17 protein-coding genes are annotated in these 18434 nt (G+C 67.6%); 8 read left to right on the top strand and 9 right to left on the bottom strand.

Annotated elements, in window-relative coordinates; all coding sequences use genetic code 11:
• Positions 1-11: 11 nt before the first annotated feature.
• Positions 12-158 carry a hypothetical protein gene (locus ACQEVZ_RS58595; RefSeq protein ID WP_433385453.1) on the bottom strand — a complete coding sequence of 49 codons (147 nt, stop codon included), beginning with the start codon at positions 156-158 and terminating at the stop codon, positions 12-14.
• A 156-nt stretch (positions 159-314) separates the two neighbouring features.
• Positions 315-1265, bottom strand: coding sequence for an acyltransferase domain-containing protein (locus ACQEVZ_RS58600; protein WP_433385456.1), 951 nt, complete (start codon positions 1263-1265; stop codon positions 315-317).
• Between the two features lie 87 nt (positions 1266-1352).
• On the opposite strand from ACQEVZ_RS58600, the gene ACQEVZ_RS58605 reads away from it, so the two are divergent.
• Positions 1353-1874, top strand: coding sequence for a hypothetical protein (locus tag ACQEVZ_RS58605; RefSeq protein WP_433385459.1), 522 nt, complete (start codon positions 1353-1355; stop codon positions 1872-1874).
• A gap of 22 nt (positions 1875-1896) precedes the next feature.
• Here the strand turns inward: ACQEVZ_RS58605 and ACQEVZ_RS58610 are convergent, their stop codons facing one another.
• Positions 1897-2133: a hypothetical protein gene (locus ACQEVZ_RS58610; protein WP_433386252.1), complete on the bottom strand. Its 237-nt coding sequence runs from the start codon at positions 2131-2133 to the stop codon at positions 1897-1899.
• On the opposite strand from ACQEVZ_RS58610, the gene ACQEVZ_RS58615 reads away from it, so the two are divergent.
• On the top strand, positions 2056-4224 hold the full coding sequence (locus ACQEVZ_RS58615; RefSeq protein ID WP_433385462.1) for a molybdopterin-dependent oxidoreductase: 2169 nt from the start codon (positions 2056-2058) through the stop codon (positions 4222-4224). The genes ACQEVZ_RS58610 and ACQEVZ_RS58615 overlap by 78 nt on opposite strands.
• A gap of 155 nt (positions 4225-4379) precedes the next feature.
• Positions 4380-5924 (top strand): NAD(P)-binding domain-containing protein, encoded by a 1545-nt coding sequence (locus tag ACQEVZ_RS58620; protein ID WP_433385465.1) that lies wholly within the window; start codon positions 4380-4382, stop codon positions 5922-5924.
• Here the strand turns inward: ACQEVZ_RS58620 and ACQEVZ_RS58625 are convergent.
• Positions 5908-6507 carry a nitroreductase family protein gene (locus ACQEVZ_RS58625; protein ID WP_433386210.1) on the bottom strand — a complete coding sequence of 200 codons (600 nt, stop codon included), beginning with the start codon at positions 6505-6507 and terminating at the stop codon, positions 5908-5910. The two genes, ACQEVZ_RS58620 and ACQEVZ_RS58625, sit on opposite strands and share 17 nt — an antisense overlap.
• 272 nt (positions 6508-6779) lie before the next feature.
• Here ACQEVZ_RS58625 and ACQEVZ_RS58630 point away from each other — a divergent pair, with 272 nt between their 5' ends.
• Entirely contained in the window at positions 6780-8387 is a 1608-nt protein-coding gene (locus tag ACQEVZ_RS58630) for an IS1182 family transposase (RefSeq protein WP_433376196.1), read from the top strand.
• 197 nt (positions 8388-8584) lie between these two features.
• On the opposite strand, the gene ACQEVZ_RS58635 is transcribed toward ACQEVZ_RS58630, so the two are convergent.
• Positions 8585-9991: an IS701 family transposase gene (locus ACQEVZ_RS58635; RefSeq protein WP_433381909.1), complete on the bottom strand. Its 1407-nt coding sequence runs from the start codon at positions 9989-9991 to the stop codon at positions 8585-8587.
• A 210-nt stretch (positions 9992-10201) separates the two neighbouring features.
• Between ACQEVZ_RS58635 and ACQEVZ_RS58640 the strand changes: the two genes are divergently transcribed.
• The 4 genes from ACQEVZ_RS58640 to ACQEVZ_RS58655 all read left to right on the top strand — a co-directional run bounded on the left by ACQEVZ_RS58640 (position 10202) and on the right by ACQEVZ_RS58655 (position 14601).
• Positions 10202-10609, top strand: coding sequence for a hypothetical protein (locus ACQEVZ_RS58640; protein ID WP_433385468.1), 408 nt, complete (start codon positions 10202-10204; stop codon positions 10607-10609).
• 284 nt (positions 10610-10893) lie between these two features.
• Positions 10894-12105, top strand: coding sequence for an ISAs1 family transposase (locus ACQEVZ_RS58645; RefSeq protein ID WP_433384086.1), 1212 nt, complete (start codon positions 10894-10896; stop codon positions 12103-12105).
• A 44-nt stretch (positions 12106-12149) separates the two neighbouring features.
• On the top strand, positions 12150-13415 hold the full coding sequence (locus tag ACQEVZ_RS58650) for an IS110 family transposase (protein WP_433385471.1): 1266 nt from the start codon (positions 12150-12152) through the stop codon (positions 13413-13415).
• A gap of 73 nt (positions 13416-13488) precedes the next feature.
• Positions 13489-14601 (top strand): IS3 family transposase, encoded by a 1113-nt coding sequence (locus ACQEVZ_RS58655; RefSeq protein WP_433386212.1) that lies wholly within the window; start codon positions 13489-13491, stop codon positions 14599-14601.
• A gap of 156 nt (positions 14602-14757) precedes the next feature.
• On the opposite strand, the gene ACQEVZ_RS58660 is transcribed toward ACQEVZ_RS58655, so the two are convergent.
• From ACQEVZ_RS58660 to ACQEVZ_RS58675, 4 genes are all read right to left on the bottom strand, one after another.
• Complete coding sequence (locus ACQEVZ_RS58660) at positions 14758-15315, bottom strand: carboxymuconolactone decarboxylase family protein (RefSeq protein ID WP_433385474.1); 558 nt, start codon at positions 15313-15315, stop codon at positions 14758-14760.
• Positions 15316-15613: 298 nt separating this feature from the next.
• Positions 15614-16339 (bottom strand): MerR family transcriptional regulator, encoded by a 726-nt coding sequence (locus tag ACQEVZ_RS58665; protein ID WP_433385477.1) that lies wholly within the window; start codon positions 16337-16339, stop codon positions 15614-15616.
• 310 nt (positions 16340-16649) lie between these two features.
• Positions 16650-17078, bottom strand: a complete 429-nt coding sequence (locus ACQEVZ_RS58670) for an SgcJ/EcaC family oxidoreductase (protein WP_433385480.1) — start codon at positions 17076-17078, stop codon at positions 16650-16652.
• Between the two features lie 50 nt (positions 17079-17128).
• Complete coding sequence (locus ACQEVZ_RS58675; RefSeq protein ID WP_433385483.1) at positions 17129-18382, bottom strand: acyl-CoA dehydrogenase family protein; 1254 nt, start codon at positions 18380-18382, stop codon at positions 17129-17131.
• Positions 18383-18434 lie beyond the last annotated feature (52 nt).

Genomic DNA, 18434 nt, shown 5'->3' on the forward strand with positions numbered 1-18434 from the left:
CCGCCCCGGCGTCACAACTTGGGCAGTCTGGCGATCGCCGGGGTGCGGATCTCACCAAACAGGCGGTGCGCCGCGCTGGTCGTACCGGCCCGGTCGACGCGGAACACGCCAGCCATCAGCCGGCGCAGGTTGTCCTCGGCGGAGCTCCATTTCACCACCGAGGCGAACTCCGTCCGCGGGGAGCGTCGCCGGGTCGATGTCAGGCACGGTCATGGCCTCCCCTTCCGCTACCCGCCACATCAAGCCGATGCAAGGCTGCTCTGCCAGAACCCCAAAACATCGCCCCTCGCCACCACGTCTCCATCCGTGCGGGCCTACCCGATTGGAAACCGGCCTTTGCGCCACTGGAAGTGCCCGCCGACCTGGAAGTGTCTGACGACCGCCCGCCGCAGCGCCGTGTCCTGTGGCAACAACTCCAGCGGCGTGCTCAGGTCCCGGAACACGAATCGCCGCACTTCGACGTCGGCGTCGATCCCTTCCGGTTCCTCGTAGGGCTCCAGTTCGAACCGCCGCTGGAACCGCACGATATTCGACGTTTCGGGCAGGAACTCCAGCAACTGGGGGTCCAGCAGCCACGACCCGCAGGCGAAGTGCATGTAGTGCTCATCCGGGAAGTGCCGCGGGAAGAACGCCTGCGCCTCGTCGAGCGACGCGTCGACCGCCGCCAGCGTCAGCGGTCCGGAGTCGGGCACGTGCAGGTCGACGTCGCCGACGCCGCCGCGCTGGTGCTGCAGCCGCCCCAGCTCGTAGACCCCGCCCCGCCAGTGCAGCGTGAGCCAGCTCTGCATGACCGGCCAGCCCTCGCCCCGCATCCGACGGTCGACCTCGAGGTTGCGGCCGAGGTCGGCGAGCGTCGCCCACGACACCGCCTCCGGGACGCCGTGTGCCCGGTGGTACCCCATGACGTCGTCGATCAGCGCCAGGAACGCGTACACGTAGAGGTGCCGCCAGGCGACCCCCCGGCCCCGCGGCAGCTCCGGCCCGGGCACCAGCCACCCGTACCCGCCGAGATCCGCCCGGACGAGCGCCACCGACCGGTCGAGCAGCCACCGAAGCTCGTCCGTCCACAGTGGAGAGCCGTCCTCCGGCCATCCCGTCAGGATCTCAGCGGTGTCCTGCGCGCCGACCCCGAGCCGCCCCAGTACCTCCGGCGCGCTGTTCTTACCGGGCAACACTGCGGGCCGCCGCTCCCCGGCCAGCCGCTCCACCCGTTCGATGTCCTCGCGCCCCACCCCGAGCCGGGCGGCGATGAGCTCCAAATCCACATCGCCGACCCTACCGCCCTGGCTACCCAGGCGGATCTGAGTGCCGTCACCGACGGCCTTCGGCTTCGACGTGCATAGATTCGCCGCATGAAAGAACCATCGGTGCGGCAGCGCACGGCGGCGGGGGTGGCGGTCGGCGCGCTGACGGCCGCATGGCTGCTCGGGCTGTTCTGGCTCGCCGTGGCATTCGTCGTGCACGCGATCGTGAGCGAACCCACCGACGATGCGCCGCGCATGCCAGACCCGGTCCTCGCGCAGCTGGCCTATGCAGTGGCAGCCCTGCTCGTCGCGGGGCCGTTCGTCGTCGCGGGCGGGCAGCTCGGCTTGGGCGTCCTGAGCTACTCGACCACCCCGGCGCAGGCCGGCAACGCGACCACATGGAATGGCGTCTCGGCCGGCTACGCCCGCCTGATTGCCGAGCACGGCCGTGCGTCGTCGGCACCTCCCGGGCGATCCCGGACTCCTCGCCGCCGAGTTCTACACCGCCGTCGCCAACGGCCGCCGCTTCGCCGACGGCCGCACCGCGCTCGACATCGGCAACCGGACCAGCGGCGACACCCTTGTGTTCGCCCCGGACGCACCGTGCCGTGCGGTACCGCCATCGGCTGAGCCCTGTCCGTCAGCACGCCTCCTACAGTGTCCTCCCCGGGAGGCGGCCGCCGAGCCTCAGGCTGACCAGCAACTCGCCGACACGCTCGCGCGTGACGTTCAGCAGCTGCGCACGCTGAAAGATGACGGCCGCCGACACATTCACGATATTGAGGGCGCCCCCCAACGCCCAGGAGTGCAGATGCGAACTGCCCACCGGACCTGCCCGATCTGCGATGCCGTCTGTGGCCTGCGCCTGACCCTCGATGGCCGTGGTCATGTGACGTCCGTGACTGGAGATCGTGACGATCCGTTGTCGCAGGGGTATATCTGCCCTAAAGGGGCCAGTCTCGGCGGCCTAGACGAGGACCCGGACCGGCTGCGAGTGCCGATGATCCGCGAGGGTGACACCTGGCGTGAGGGCTCCTGGGAGGAGGCGTTCCGCCTGGTCGACGAGAACCTGAGCCGGATCGCCCGCGAGCACGGCAAGGAGGCGGTGGCCGTCTACTTCGGCAACCCGACCTTCCACACGATGGCTGGCTTCATGTACCGCCAGGCTCTCACCCAGGCGCTGGCCACGCCGAACGTCTACTCCGCCGGCACGATCGACCAGATCCCCAAGCATGCCTCAACCGGGCACATGTTCGGTGACCCGTTCGCCATCGCGGTACCGGACGTGGACCGCACGGACTACCTGCTCGTCATCGGCGCGAACCCGGTCGAGTCGCACGGTTCACTGTGTGCAGCTCCGGATTTCCGCCGCCGGCTACGTGAGCTGCGCGAACGTGGCGGCAAGCTTGTGGTGGTGGATCCACGCCGGACACGCACCGCCGACGTCGCGGACGAACACTTCTTCGTGCGGCCCGGCACAGACCCGTTGCTGCTGTTTGGAATCGTGCACACGCTGTTCGCCGACAGCTTGACGAAGGTCGACGTCGACGTCAACGGTCTTGGCGAGCTGCGGGAGCTGTCCGCGTCCTTCAGTCCGAGCATCGTGGCCTCCTACTGTCAGGTTCCCGCCGAGGACATCGTCCGGCTGGCGCACGAACTGGCTGCGGCGAGGACCGCCGCGGTGTACACCCGGGTCGGTACCTCAACCGTAGAGTTCGGCACGCTCGCACAGTGGCTGGTCGACACGATCAACATCCTCACCGGCAACTTCGACCGGCCGGGCGGGGTGATGTTCACCAGGACCGCGGCCCTGGAAATCTTCCGCACCGGCCAGCCGTTTACCGCGGGCAACTGGCGGAGCCGGGTACGCCAACTGCCGGAGATGATCGGTGAGCTGCCGGTGGCGACGCTGGCCGACGAGATCGGCACGCCAGGACCCGGACAGGTCAAGGGCTTCATCGTGATCGGCGGCAACCTCGTGCTGTCCGCACCAAACGGGCCGGCACTGGGGCGGGCGATGTCCAAGCTCGACTTCATGGTGTGCGTCGATCCGTACCTCAATGAAACGACAAAGCTCGCCGATGTCATTCTGCCGCCGCCACGGATCACCCAGATGCCGCACTACGACTTCCTGCTGCTCATTGTGACGGTCCGCAACTACGCGCGGTTCTCACCACAGATCCTGCCGCTGGCACCGGACCAGCGTTCCGAGGCCGAGATCCTCGCCCGGCTGACGATGATCGCCGCGGGGATGGGCGCCGGCGGCGACCCCGCCGCCATTGACGATCTGATCCTCGACCAGGTAATCAACGCGGGTTTGTCGATCCCAGGCACGCCGCTGGCCGGTCAGAGCCCCGCTGAGGTACGCGCCGGACTGGAGGGCGACAGCGGCCCAGAGCTGATGCTGGATGCGATGCTCAAGCTCGGCCCGTACGGACTCTCCCTTGCCGAGCTACGCGACCAGCCGCACGGCATCGACCTCGGCCCGCTCCAGCCGCGCCTGTCCGAGCTGCTGATGACACCGTCGGGCCGGGTGGAACTGGCCCCGCCCGCCTTGGTCGCCGATGTCGACCGGTTGCGCCGCAAGCTCGATGAACCGCCGGCGGAGTTCCTGCTAATCGGCCGACGCCAGTTGCGCTCCAACAACAGCTGGCTGCACAACGTGCCGTCGCTGGTGGGTGGCAGCAACCAGTGCACGCTGCACGTCCACCCGGACGACGTCGCCCGGCTTGGGTTGAACGGGCAGGCGGTGGTGGGTTCCGCGGTCGGTGAGCTGACCGTGCCCGTCGTTGCCAATGACGCCATCATGCCCGGGGTCGTGAGCCTGCCGCACGGCTGGGGCCACGCCGGGAGTACGCAGTCGGTCGCGGCGCGGCACTCCGGCGTGAATGCCAACACGCTCACCGACGCATCAATCGTGGATGTGCTGTCTGGCAATGCCGTCTTCAACGGCGTACCGGTTACCGTGCGGCCGGCCTGAGCACCGCAGACGCGTCCACAAAGCTGGGATATGATGCATCAACACTTGCTCTGACCAATGTCTGTTCGTACGGAAAATTCACTTGAAGCGATGTTGACATACACGGCCATACATTCCAAGGTGACGAGGGATTCCTCTACGTCGAAGGGCGCGGGATGGCCGACAGCGAGCACCGGTACGTCATCGTCGGGGCGGGGCCCGCCGGTATTCAATTGAGTTACTACCTTCAGCAGCACGATGCGGATTATCTGACGCTCGAGCGGAGCGACGGACCGGGCGAGTTCTTCCGCCGGTTTCCGCGCCACCGCCGGCTTATCTCGCTCAACAAGGTGCGCACCGACAGCACCGACCCGGAGATCCGCCTGCGCTGGGACTGGAACACATTGCTCAACGACAATCCCGACCTGCTGTTCACGAAGTACAGCGACGAATATCTGCCGGCGGCCGACGATTTGGTGCGCTACCTCGAGGAGTTCTACGGTATCCACGAGCTCAACGTCCGTTACGGCACGAACGTTGAGCGAGTCACGAGAGCGGGTAACGGCTTCAATCTCCGTACCGATCAGGGTGAGATACGCGCAGGCTGCCTCATCGTAGCGACCGGGTGGGGGTATCCGTTCGTGCCGGCGATCAAGGGCATCGAGCACGCCGTCGGGTACGAGGACATGGACATCGACCCGAAGGCATACGACAACCAGCGGGTGCTGATCATCGGCAAGGGCAACTCGGCGTTCGAGACCGCGTCGGCGATCCTCGGGCGCGCGTCGATGGTGCACCTCGCCAGCCGGCAGCCGCTGCGGCTCGCGTGGAACACCAAGCACCCCGGGGACGTCCGCGGGCAGTACGGCGCGATCCTCGACAGCTACCAGTTCAAGACGCTGCACTCGGTGCTGGACTGCACGATCGACGAGATCCGTCCCGTCGATGGGCGCTTCCAGGTGTCGATCACGTACACGCACGCCGAGGGCGAGACCGCCGTCCTCGACTACCACACGGTGCTGCGCTGCACCGGCTTCCGGATGGACACCGGCATCTTCGACGAGACCACGAGCCCGCAGTTGATCCGCGACGGGCGGATGCCCGGGCTGCGCCCCGACTGGCAGTCCAGCAACGTCAACGGCCTGTACTTCGCCGGCACCATCGCGCAGGCGCGGGACGTGAAGCACGCGTCGTCGCCGTTCATCGACGGCTTCCGGTACAACCTGCGGACCTTCACCCGGATCCTGCGGGAGCGCTACGAGGGCGTGCCGCTGCCCCGCGCGGCGACGCCGGCCGACCCCGGGTCGCTGGCGGAGCTGATGCTCGACCGGGTCAACTGGAGCTCGGCGCTGTGGACCCAGTTCGAGTACCTGTGCGACGTCTTCGTCCGCGACGAGGACACCGGCGACTTCCACCACTACGAGGACCTGCCCGAGGACTACGCCGTGCAGCGGTTCGCGACGGCCAATCACTGGTACACGCTCGCGCTGCGGTGGGGTCGCGACGACTACGGTGACGTCTTCGCCATCGAGCGCCACCCCACCCCCGACCGGGCCAGGGAGAGCGCCTTCATTCATCCCGTGATCCGCCGGTACCGTGGCGAGCGCCTACTGGTGGAGCATCATCTGCTGGAGGATCTGCTTGCCGAATGGCGTCGGCCGGACCGGCACGTCGCACCGCTGACGGAGTTCCTGGAGGTGGACCTCACCAGCGGATCATGACCTCATCGAGGGTTTTGCGGGTGATGTCGGGGACCTGGGCGTCGGGTGTGGGATACCCGACGGGCATCACCACGTACGGGCGCTCCTCCGGAGGACGTTCACAGACTTCGTTGAGGAACCGCATCGGGCTGGGCGTGTGCGTCAGGGTGACCAGGCCGGCGTGGTGCAGCGCGGTGATCAGCAGGCCGACCGCGATGCCGACGGACTCCTTGACGTAGTACGGCTTCGGACTGTGCGGCCCCCGGTGCACCTCGAACACGACGATGACAGCGGGTGCGGTCTCCAGGAACGGCTTGTGCCAGTCGGTACCGAGCGCGGAGAGCGCACCCAGCCACTCCTGCGGGGCGCGCCGCTCGTAGAACTCGCGCTCCTCCGCCTCCGCCGCCTCACGCAGCCGGCGCTTGCGAGCCGGGTCCGTCAGCACGACGAACCGCCACGGCTGCAAATTGGCGCCGCTGGGCGCGGTCGAGGCGGCGCGGATCGCGGCCTCGATCACCCCGTCCGGCACCGGGTCGGCGGCGAAGTCCCGCACCGAGCGGCGCTTCGCCATCCGTTCCGCGAAGTCCTCTGCTTCGCGAACCATGTCGGCGGCTGGCCTGCGGTCGTGCCGGACCGGGACCGTGGGTAGCAGGTCTGCGTTGCTCACCTGTTGGCCTCCCTAGGTCTGTGGACCGGCCGCGACGACCGGCCTCTTCAGCGTCGCGGAGGTCGGGTGGTTCGTCATTACGTAGGCGTGCGGACTTCGCGAGTGAGCGCTCCAGGCGTGGTGCAGGTCCTAGGTGACTGGTGTTAAACGATGGTCTGGCCCTGCGGGTCAGACCATCGTTTTGTATCTATTTCAGGTAGTATGTCGTGATGGCGTTGGGAAGGGCTTCGCAGCAGTTGGATCTGCTGGATGCGGTGTCCCGGTTCTGCGGGGAGACGTTGCCGACGAACTCGATCTTCGCTTTTCTGCACGAACATCGTGACGCGCTGTTTCCGGACGGGATGTTCGCCGATCTGTTCGCGCCGGTCGGTCGCCGGTCGGTGCCACCGTCGGTGGTCGCGGCGGTGATGGTCCTGCAACGGCTGGAAGGCTTGTCGGATCGGGAGGCGGTGGACCGGTTCACGTTCGACGCCCGCTGGCGGTATGCCGCCGGGGTCGGTGGCTGGGACGGTGCAGGCCGGGTCGGGTTCGCGCACACCGTCCTGGTCGACATGCGGGAACGGCTGCGCCGTTCGAGCCGCCCGGACCGGATCTTCGAGGTGGCCCTCGCCGCGGCCCGCAACGCCGGGCTGATCGGGCGGCGCAGAGTCCTTGATTCCACGCCGTTGTATGACGCGGTCGCCACGATGGACACGATCACACTGATCCGTTCCGCGATCCGCGGTCTGCTCAGCGTCGCCGGCCCCGAGTTGGTCCAGCCGTTACGGGCCGTCCTGGCCAGGCTGGGCAGCGGTGACGACTACACCAGTTCCGGCAAACCGCTGATCGACTGGGACGACAAACCCGCCCGGGAAGTCCTGATCGACTCCCGCGCCCGGGACGGCCACGCGCTCCTGGCCGCGCTGGACGGCCGCGACGACCTTCCCGAGCCGGTCACCCAGGCGATGCGGCTGCTCGCCACGGTGCTGGGCCAGGACCTGGAAACCGGGCCGGACGGCACACTGCGGATCGCGCGGAAGGTCGCCGCGGACCGGGTCATCTCCACCGTCGATCCCGAGGCCCGGCACGGACACAAGACCAACCACCGCGGCTTCGACGGCTACAAAGGCCACGTCGCTGTCGACCCCGACAGCGAAATCGTCACCGCAACCGCGGTCACCGCCGGCAACACCGGCGACGTCGACCCCGTCGCCGACCTCATCACCGACCTCACCGACCCCGCCGACGGACCTGATGACGGCACCGCCGCGGTCTATGGCGATGCCGCCTACGGCGCCGGAGAGATCCTCGACCGGCTCGACCGCGCCGGGATCGACGCCAAGACCAAGGTCCAGCCACCCGTCGCACCCGCCGGGAAGTTCACCAAGGACCGCTTCGACATCGACCTCGACGAACAGCGGGTCACCTGCCCCAACGGGACCGTCAGAACGATCCGGAAGGTCAAGGACCACCCCCGGCACGCCGGCAAGGCCGACTTCGGCGCTGCCTGCGCCACCTGCCCACTCCGCGGGCAGTGCACCGACTCCAAGACCGGCCGCAGCATCACCATCGGCCACCACGAGACCCGCCTCACCGCCGCCCGCACCCGCCAACAAGACCCCGCCTGGAAGGCCGACTACCGCGCCACCAGACCCAAAGTCGAACGCAAAATCGCGCACCTCATGCGCCGCCGCCACGGCGGACGACGCGCCCGCATGCGCGGACGCATCCGCATCGCCGCCGACTTCAACCTCCTCGCCGCCGCAGTCAACCTCGCCAGACTCGCCACCCTCGGCCTCACCCACACCACCCGAGGCAGGACCCTCACCACCGCCTGACCACAACACAGCAGACCCACCACCCACGCCACAGCAGTCCAAGGCGCCACAAACCCCACAACCCCAACCCAGCAACAAACTTCCACACCCACACCTGCCACCGGCCCCTCAACACCCCACACCCCCAACCAAACAAACGATGGTCTGGCCCGCAGGGCCAGACCATCGTTTAACACCAGTCACCTAGCGGTAGTTTGTTAGCTCAGGTGGTACAGGTACAGGGGTTGTCCACTTGCGACGGCGTCGAGGAGTGCCTGGAGCTCGGCGGGTGGGGGCCTGTTCGACCACGCCCGCCAACAGCGCCGCAACATGATCCAGGGAACGAGCCAGCCGCGGACCTCCCGGATGGTTCGGGGCCAGCACAGGGCTGCCGACGGCCTGCCGGGTGCGGGTCCCCTCTCTCGAGCACCGGGATCAGGGGGTGGTGCTGCTGGCTGTGACGGTGCTCGATCTGCTAACCAGGCATCCCAGCAGAAGCAAAACGCGCAGTTGACCAGGGTCTGATGGCGACGGATGGCGGTGTCGGAACGGGCTTGGAAATCGGCCCACCCGAGTTCGTCCTTGACCTGCTTGTAGCCCTGCTCGATCCAGTGCCGGATCCCATAGATCCACACGATCTCCGCCAGGTCCGCGGGTGGATGAGGGCTGTCGACAGCCCGGGGGCCGCCGAGTCGAGGCAGATCGGTGGCCAGATACCAGGTGGCCTTCTCCGGCAGGGTGGCCGGGTCGGCGGTGGCCACGACCAGCCGGGTCGTCCCGTCCGGCCCCCACCAGCCCAGCCGCGCCTCGGCGGCCCACCACGTCTGGGTATGCCCGTCGCGGAACGTCCGGGGCGCCGGCGTCCAGTCGCCCGGCTCTTCGGGACTGTTCCAGGCCAGGTCGCGGGCAGCGTCGACGGGGGTGTACGCCTGGTCTGCGTAGGCCCATGTCCCCCGGTGCGGTTTGAGGGCCATGACGAATGGCAGTCCCGCCGCGCGGAGGTCGGCCCGGAAGCCGTCCTGGTCGCCGTAGGCACAGTCGGCGGCCACCGCGCGGAAGACCACGCCCGACTGACGGGCTTGCACGGCCAGGTCGGCAGCGATCTGCAGCTTGGTGCGGAAGTTCGGGAAGTGGTGCGCGGGGGTGTAGGGCACCGCATGCAGCGGGTAGTACAGCCGCTCGTCGGCCCACAGGGTGGTCACGGTGACGATCCCGCGGTCGGTCTTGCCATAGCGGCCCAGCCACTGGTTGCCCACATGCGCGGTGGCGGTACCGTCCTTGCGGTCACCGGAATCGTCGACGACCAGCACCCCACCGGCATGCGGCGCGGTGGCGGGATCAGCCAGCAGCAACTCCACCCGCCGGGCGTTGACCTGCTCATGGTCCCAGGTGGACTCCGACAGGAAGAACTGCAGCCGTTGTACCGCCGGATGCTGAGCCCCGATGACCGGCTCAGCCCCGGCCAGACAGGTCAACGTCTTGTTCCGGTCACGCGGCGCGAGCAGCCCGGTCAGGTACTCACGAAACCCCCGACGCTGGGCCAGCCTGCCGAACAGATCATCGAAGCGGGCAGCGTAGCCCTCCAACGAACCCGGCGCCGGTGGACACCGACGACGCACAGTCATCGCTCACACCTCAGCAAACCTACAAAAGTCCGAACACTTCACGGCTATTACTGCCCAGAAGCCGCAGGCAACAAACTACCGCTAGCCGGTCGAGGCCCACTGGCAAGCTCCCGCCACCTGATCACGAAGCCCTCCCTGTCACGCTGATGTGAGACAGCCCGTCTACCAGGGCATACTCTTCCTGGACAGTTGCGAGGAGAGATCATCAGCATGACGTCGAAGCCCCACGAGAACCCGGATCCGGACGCTCGGCCCCAGCGGCGGACATCCACCGCAGAGTTCAAGGCGCGGATCCTGGCCGAGTACGACGCGGCGCCGGATGCGGCGGCTCGTGGGGCGATCCTGCGCCGGGAACGGCTCTACGGGTCACACATTCTCGACTGGCGCAAGGCCCGGGATGCCGGAGCCGCGGCTGGCCTGACGGACCGGCGGCAATCGGCCGCGCGGGCAGCGAAGAAGGCCGAGAACGCCGAACTTGCCCGGCTACAGCGGGAGAACGCTCGGCTGCAGGCCAAGCTGGCCAAGACCGAGACCGCCCTGTCGATCATGGGAAAAGTTCCTTCGCTGCTCTTTGAGCGGGCCCGTTCCGGGCTGAAAATGATCGCGGCCGCTCGCTGACGCCGTGTGCGCTTGGTCTTCGAGGCCGTGGAAAAGTCGGGTGTGGGGAGCTGCGTCATGGGCCCTTCATTGTTGCTTCGAGCACGCGGATCAGCTTCGCTTTCGTTTCCAGCAGCTCCCGCGGGCGGCCGCCCTCAGGGCGATTGCGTAGTCCGGTGACAGCCTCTTGAGCTGGGGGTCTACGCGGTGCGCGGCCACTGCGAGGGCGGTAGAGACGGGTGAGATCACATAGGTGATCATGAAGTTCTCTACGCTGCACAACACCCCGAGGACCTCACCCGCCGATGGCATCATCGCTCATCTCCGCACTCGCCGTCACCGCGCCCACCCCCACCACCCAGACTGTGCCGGTCACCGATGGTGAACGCGGTGGTCTCCTGCACGCCCTCGCCGCGGTTCCGGACCCGCGTGACCCACGCGGTGTGCGGTACCCGCTGACCGCACTGCTGGCGGTCGCTGTGTGCGCGGTGCTGGGCGGGGCGTCGTCGTTCGCCGCGATCACCGACTGGCTGCACGACCTGGACGAACAGGCCAAGGCCAGGCTCGGGTTCACCCGCGGCAGCCCGGTCGGCACGACGGTGTGGCGGCTCCTGACCCGCCTGGACGCCGAACTGCTGTCCACGGCCCTGGCCGCCTGGCTGCGCACCCGGACCCGACCTGCCCCCGCCACGCCACGCAGGTACCGCACGGTCGTCGCCGTGGACGGTAAGACCCTCCGCGGCGCCCGGCGTCCGGGCGGCGGCCAGATGCACCTGCTGTCCGCACTGGACACCAGCACTGGCGTCGTCCTGGCCCAGGTCACCGTGGACGCCAAATCCAACGAGATCCCGGCGTTCGCACCACTGCTGGACGCCGTCACAGCCGTGCTCGGCGACCTGACCGGAGTGCTGTTCGTCGCCGACGCCCTGCACACCCAAACCAGCCACGCCCGCGAGATCAACACCCGCGGCGCACACCTACTGGTCCAGGTCAAAGCCAACCAGCCGACCCTGCACAACCAGCTCAAACGCCTGCCCTGGGCACAGATACCGGTCGGGAACCGCACCCGCGACACCGGCCACGGCCGCCGTGAGACCCGCACCGTCAAAGCCGTCACGCTGCACACCCCCGGCGGCATCAGCTTTCCCTACGCTCAGCAGGCCATCCGGATCACCAGAACCCGCACCACCAACGGAAAAACCAGCCGCGAAACCGCCTACCTGACCATCAGCCTGGCCGCTGGCCACGCCCAGCCCCGCGACCTGCAGGACTGGATCCGCCGCCACTGGCACATCGAAAACCGCGTCCACCACGTGCGCGACGTGACGTTCCGTGAAGACCTCCACCAAGCCCGGACCGGTACCGGACCCGCCGTCATCGCCACCCTGCGCAACACCGCAATCGGCTACCACCGAACCAACGACGCACCCAACATCGCCCGAGCCACCAGACACGCCAACCGCCGATCACACGACCTCATCAACGCCGTGACCAGCAGCTACCCGACTACGCAATGACCCTGCGGCCGCCCTGTGACCGTTCGGGTGGAAGGACCGCAGTGTTGGAGTCGAGCCAGGACAACGAGGAGATCATCGAGCGGGTCGCCGCGCTCGACATCGGCAAGGCCACCCTGGTGTGTTGCGTGCGCGTCCCAGGTCAAGGGCCTGGGGGCCGTCGGCGGCAGGAGGTGGCGACGTACTCCACGATGACGCGGTCGTTGCTGACGATGGTGGACCGGCTTCGGGAACTGGGCGTCACCCGGGTGGTGATGGAGTCGACCTCGGACTACTGGAAACCAGTGTTCTACCTGCTGGAAGCGGCTGGTGTGGATGCGTGGCTGGTCAATGCGAAGGACGTGAAGCATCTGCCCGGCCGTCCGAAGACCGACCGGCTGGACGCGGTGTGGTTGTGCAAGGTCGCTGAACGGCAGATGATCCGGCCGAGTTTCGTGCCACCGCCGCCGATCCGTGAGCTGCGGGACCTGACCCGCTACCGCGTCGATCTGATCGCCACCCGGACCGCGGAACGCAGCCGGGTCGAGAAACTTCTCGAAGACGCGCAGATCAAGCTGAGCGTGGTCGCCAGTGACATCTTCGGCACGTCCGGCCGGGACATGATGGCCGCGCTGATCGCCGGGACACGGGACCCGAAGGTGCTGGCGCAGATGGCCCGCAGCCGGCTGCGCCTGAAGCTCACCCAGCTGGAGGACGCGTTCGTCGGGCGGTTCAGCGAGCATCACGGGTTCCTGCTGGCCAAGATGCTGGCCCGCGTCGACGCAATCACCGCGGACATCGCTGAGGTGAACCAGCGTATCGAGGAACAGATCGGCTCGTTCCTCACTGCGGCGCAACGCCTGGACGAGGTCCCCGGCGTCGGACCGGCCACCGCCCACGTGATCATCGCCGAGGTCGGTGTGGACATGAGCAGGTTCCCCACGCCCGCGCATCTGGCCTCCTGGGCGCGGTTCGCTCCAGGAGTCAAGGAGTCAGCCGGTAAGAGCAAAGGCTCCGGCTCCACCGGTCACGGCAACTCCTACCTGGCCAGAGTCCTCGGCGAGGCCGCGGTCGCCGCCGGCAAGACCGACACCTTTCTGGGTGAACGGTATCGACGCATCGCCAGACGCCGCGGGAACCGGCGCGCCATCGTCGCTGTCGGCCGGTCCATCCTGACCATCGTCTGGCACCTGCTGTCCGACCCGGCCACCCGCTTCACCGACCTCGGAGCCGACTTCTACGACACCCGCGTCAACCCCGAACGCCGCAAACGCAACCACATCCGACAGCTCGAAGCCCTCGGCTACACCGTCACCCTCACCCAAGCCGCCTAACCGATCCGGAGCCAAGAACCCATCCCGGCTCCGCCGGGATGCTGCCGCCTGCCCACGCACCCTTCATTTTCGGATCAGCGCACGCGCTCTTGGAACTGCTCTCCGAGAGCGCGGATGCCGCGCCGATGCCGAACCCGTCCTCGCCGAGGCGCAGCAGGCGCTGAGCGAGGTCTGGGGCGTTGCGCCCGCCTGCCGGCTGACCGGCCTGTCCAGGGCGACGCTGTATCGGCGCCGCACCCCGCCCGCGCCGCCGAGGCCGCGCACGCCGCGTAAACCGCCGCCGTCGGCGCTGTCGGAGGCTGAGCGTGAGCAGGTGCTGCAGCTGCTGAACCAGCCCGAGTACGCCGATCTGGCACCGGCGCAGGTGTGGGCCCGTGAGCTCGACGAGGGCCGCTGGTGGTGTTCGGAGTCCACGATGTACCGGATCCTGCGCGCGGCCGGGCAGACCGGCGAACGCCGGGCCCAGGCCACCCATCCGGCCCGCACCAAGCCCGAACTCGTGGCCGACGCGCCCAATCAGGTCTGGTCCTGGGACATCACGAAGCTACGCGGCCCGGACCGAGGCGTGTGGTTCCACCTCTACACGGTGATCGACATCTGGTCCCGCTACGTCGTCGGCCATCTGATCGCCACCTACGAGGACGGGCAGCTCGCCGAAGCCCTGATCGCTGACGCTGCCGCCCGGGAACGCGTGAACCCGGACCAGTTGATCGTGCACGCCGACCGGGGCGCCGCGATGACCAGCAAGACCGTCACCCAGCTGCTGACCGACCTGAAGATCGGACGCAGTCACAGCCGGCCGAAGACCTCCAACGACAACCCGTACATCGAGGCCAGCTTCAAGACACTCAAGTACGACCCGACGTTCCCGGACCGGTTCGGGTCGATCCAGCACGCCCGGCAGCACTGCGAAGCCTTCTACACCTACTACAACCACGAACACCGACACTCCGGGATCGGCCTGCACACCCCAGCGTCAGTCCATCACGGCACCGCCGGGCAGATCCGTGAACAGCGGCAACGCACCCTCGACGCCGCCTGGGCCGCGCATCCCGAACGGTTCGGCCGCCGCCGTCCACAGCCGCCCCGCCTCCCGGAACGGGCATGGATCAACAAACCAGACGACAACGCCCTCGAACAGGTCGCCGCCACGGCGGCGACCAACCTTCCACCAGCACAAAGCTAAACAAAATCAAGAAACTGTCTCAGTTGACTTGACAGGTTCCGAAGTGCGGCTGCCGTACTAGGCATATTGACGACGTCGTCAGGCGTCCGCGCACCGCTGCCGCAGCTCGCAAATTGGCCGCTCCGTCGTCATGGGCCGTGGTCACTTTGTCGGTGCTTAGGCGGCTGGGATCGCGTGCCCGTACCCGACCTCGACGATGCGGTGCGCAGACTCGGCGTAAGCGTCCCGCCCCTTAGGGGCGAAGGTCCCCAAGCCGTCGACGTACCGGTTGAACATGCAGAACGCAGCGGCGATCAACACCGTATCGTGGATCTCCACGTCGGTCGCGCCGACCGCGCGCGCGGCGGCGATCAGTTCAGCGGTCACCTCGCGGCCACTGATCTGCACCGCACCTGCGATCCGCAGCAGCGCCCGCAGCTTGACCGAGACCGGCGCCGTGTCGAGGTCCGCGCGTACCTGGTCGACGAGTTCGTACCCTTCCTCCAACTGGACCGCGGCGAACGCCGAGTGCGATTCGCAGCAGAAGTTGCAGTTGTTGCGCCCGGACACGTAGGCGGCGATCAGTTCCCGTTCGCCGGCCGGCAGGGAGTGCGGTGCTCGTAGCAGCACCTCGGCGAGTTCGTTGAGCGGCTTCGCCGTCTCGGGGCGGAACCGCATCGGTCCAGTGATGCCAGGGAACTCCTTCTCGTCGATCCCCAGATCGATGTGCGCCATGACGGTCCTCCCGGCTGCGGTTGGTGGCGTGTCCGATGCCGCAGCCACCTTCTCACCCCACCGAGCGCAGCGATTCTTCATTCGTGCGCTGTGCTGCACACGTCGACAAGCGAGTAGTGCGACAACCGTCTGACCCCTACCGTGCCGACCTGCTCGGCTCCGCGGCCCATTCGCGTTGATCGGGCGGCAGGATGCCGAACGCTGGTTCAGGGGTGTGCCGACGCACCGTGCACCCGCCCGCGGCACACTCAAGCATGGCACTCACCGGGTGATCGATGCCGCACGTTCCAGGCAGGACTCAAGCGGACGTGTCAAGGTCGGCAAACATGTGCTCCTGGGCCAGTCCTCGCAGGGCGACCAATGCCACCTCGAACAGCACGCTGCAGGCGACTGCGCTCGCCGCAGGGAAGTCGGGCACGAGTTGCCGCTCGTGTTCCACCACCTGTTCGACCACCTGCGCGTACGGCACGAAGGCCTGTACGTCGGCAGTCCAGCCCAGCCGCTGGAGCGCCTCAAGGACCTGGGCGAGCATGCCAACGCCCGGCGCGTCAGCCGCGATCACCCAGCCGAGGCCATGAAGCAGGCCGCGTACCCGCTCGACCTCCGCAACGGGCACATCCGGCGGGACGGCTCCGGCCTGCTCCAACATCAGCGCCCGGTTGATGGCGACACACTGGCCCTGCAGGCTCAAACCCTTCGCATCGACGGCCGCGAGGACCTCTCGGACCGACGACAGCGACAAGCGGCCCACCGTCGTGAGGATTCGGATGAGACGGAGCCGTCCCAGGTGCGAATCGTCGTACTTGGCCTGATTACGAGCGGTCGACATGCCTGGCGGTAGCAGGCCTTCCCGCAGGTAGAACTTGACGGTTGCCACCGGAACTTCGCTCTGCCGGCTGAGATCGGAAATTCGCATACGGCCCGCCCCCGCCAGCACATCGACACGTGTAACTGAAATGCTAGCGGCATCGGAGCGATCGATCAACGACACCCGATTCAACGCCGTCCCGCCAACGGTTGCCACCACCCGGCAACGTCGGCAGCTCGAGCTCCACCCCACCCCACTGGCCAGCGGTAACTCATCGACACATCAGCGCACGCCCGCGTGCATAGGAGCCACCGCCACCGTCAGCCATCCGACACATATATCTGAATGCGGTCGCACTCGCCGTTAACAATACAATTTTTGGCATTTAATCATTATAGATATCGTTTCGCACGAACTGCGGCTCGTGCACACGTTCGGCTGGCCCTGCAGCGAATGAGGCGAATGCGAACCGCCCACGCCGGGCGGGTCGGCCTCGGCCCGCCCGGCGGAGCTCGCCACCGGCGTGCTACTTGGCGAAGTCGCGTGGCGTGTTCTGGTAGGCGGCGAGCCGCCACCCGTCGTCGCCTTGCCGGCACAGCCAGGAGGCGCGAATCGTGTTCTCGGCCCGCACCTCGGCATCGTCGCCCATGATCACGCCACCCTCCGTGAACAGCAGGCACAGTCCATCGCCGAGGATGCGCATGCCGATGGGCTCGCCGGTGACCCGGGAGTTCTGGTACGGACCGGCGAACGCCTGCCGCATGAAGGTGCGGATCTCCTCACGGCCTGACACGAATACGCCCGGCAAGATCATGGTGCCGTCCTCGGTGAACACGGCGGCGAACGCGTCGGCGTCTTTGACCGCCCACGCGGCGACGATCCTTGCCGGCAGCGCGGCAACCGCCGCCTGGTCCGCCGCCGAGGGTCCGGACTTCTCGGGGGTGCTGATGCTCATCTGTGACTCCTTCAATCGATCGACCTCGACCGCACCGGTCGTACTGGCCGTCACATGTACTGGCTGTTGGGCGCCTGACCGCAGAGGAAGCGGCCGTACAGCTCCGCATTCGTGCTCGGGTGCATGAGGGCATGCAGACTGAGTGCCTGCATGTCGCGACGGATTCGCTGGATCGGCACAGCGAGCTGGTTCGACGTACCTCCGCTCGCATCGGCCAGAACCGCAACGGCTTCGCCCGCCCGGCGCACGACGGCACCCATGTCAGCCCGGGCGCGAACGCGCTCGTCCAACGACCAGCCGTCACCTGCGGCCGACTTGGCGTCAACCGCGGACGTGAGACGGTGCGCGTGGAACCCGGCCTCGTCGATGGCCATGGCGGCATCGGCAACTTGCAGGTGCGTCAGCGGCGCTTCCAGCTGATGCGCGTAATCCGTATAGGTGATCTTGCGGTCACCTGCACGCTCCATGAAGGCCTCGTAGGCAGAGCGGGCAATTCCCACTGCCGTCCCGACGGAGGACGCCGACGCGACCGGAAGCAACGGTGCGTTGTAGATGGCTTCGCTCTCTCCCGTCGAACGCCCCTGGCCGTTCTGCATGTAACCGGGCGACGGTATGCGAGCCTGCGGGTGGAAGACGTCCGGTAGCGGCGCGCCGGCACCCCTGCCCTGCATGACCACGTCCAACGGAAGCACGCGGGACTCAGGCACGAACAGGTCCTGGGCGATCGTGGTCACGCTGCCCGTGCCCCGCAGACCAGCGGTCTGCCAGTCGTCGACGACGTGCAGATCAGACGTGGGCACCAGCGCCACGACTGGGCGGGGCGGACCGTCGGGGCCGACGATGACGGCGATGCACTCCTGCCATTGGCTGTGCCATGTGCCGGTGATGAAGCTCCACTTGCCATTGACCACGATGCCACCAGGCGCCGGCGCCGCCATCGCGGTCGGGCTCAGTGTTCCGCAGATGCGCACGTTGGCCGTGGCGAAGACCTCATCGCGGGTCTCGTCCGGGAACAGCGACGCCATCCAGGTGGGGATCCAGTACACCGAGGCGACCCATGCCGCTGAGGCGTCGCCGCGCGCGAGCTCAGCGGCAACCTCGAGCAGGGTGCCGGTGTCGCACTCGTAACCGCCGTAACGCACGGGCGTCCGCATGCGGAAGATGCCTGCGGCGGCCATTGCCTCGATGACCTCGTCGTGGACCCGGCGGTTCTCCTCCGACCAGGTCGAGTACTTCTGCAGCAGGGGTACCAGTTCGCTTGCACGCTGGAGGATTTCAGTGGGCGTGGGCCGTGGGGCGTTCACAGCATTGGCTCCTTCACAAGGGTCCGTGGTGACATCGCAGGAGGGGTTCGAG

It is taken from the genome of Dactylosporangium sp. CA-152071 (assembly GCF_050936335.1).
Taxonomy (GTDB): domain Bacteria; phylum Actinomycetota; class Actinomycetes; order Mycobacteriales; family Micromonosporaceae; genus Dactylosporangium; species Dactylosporangium maewongense.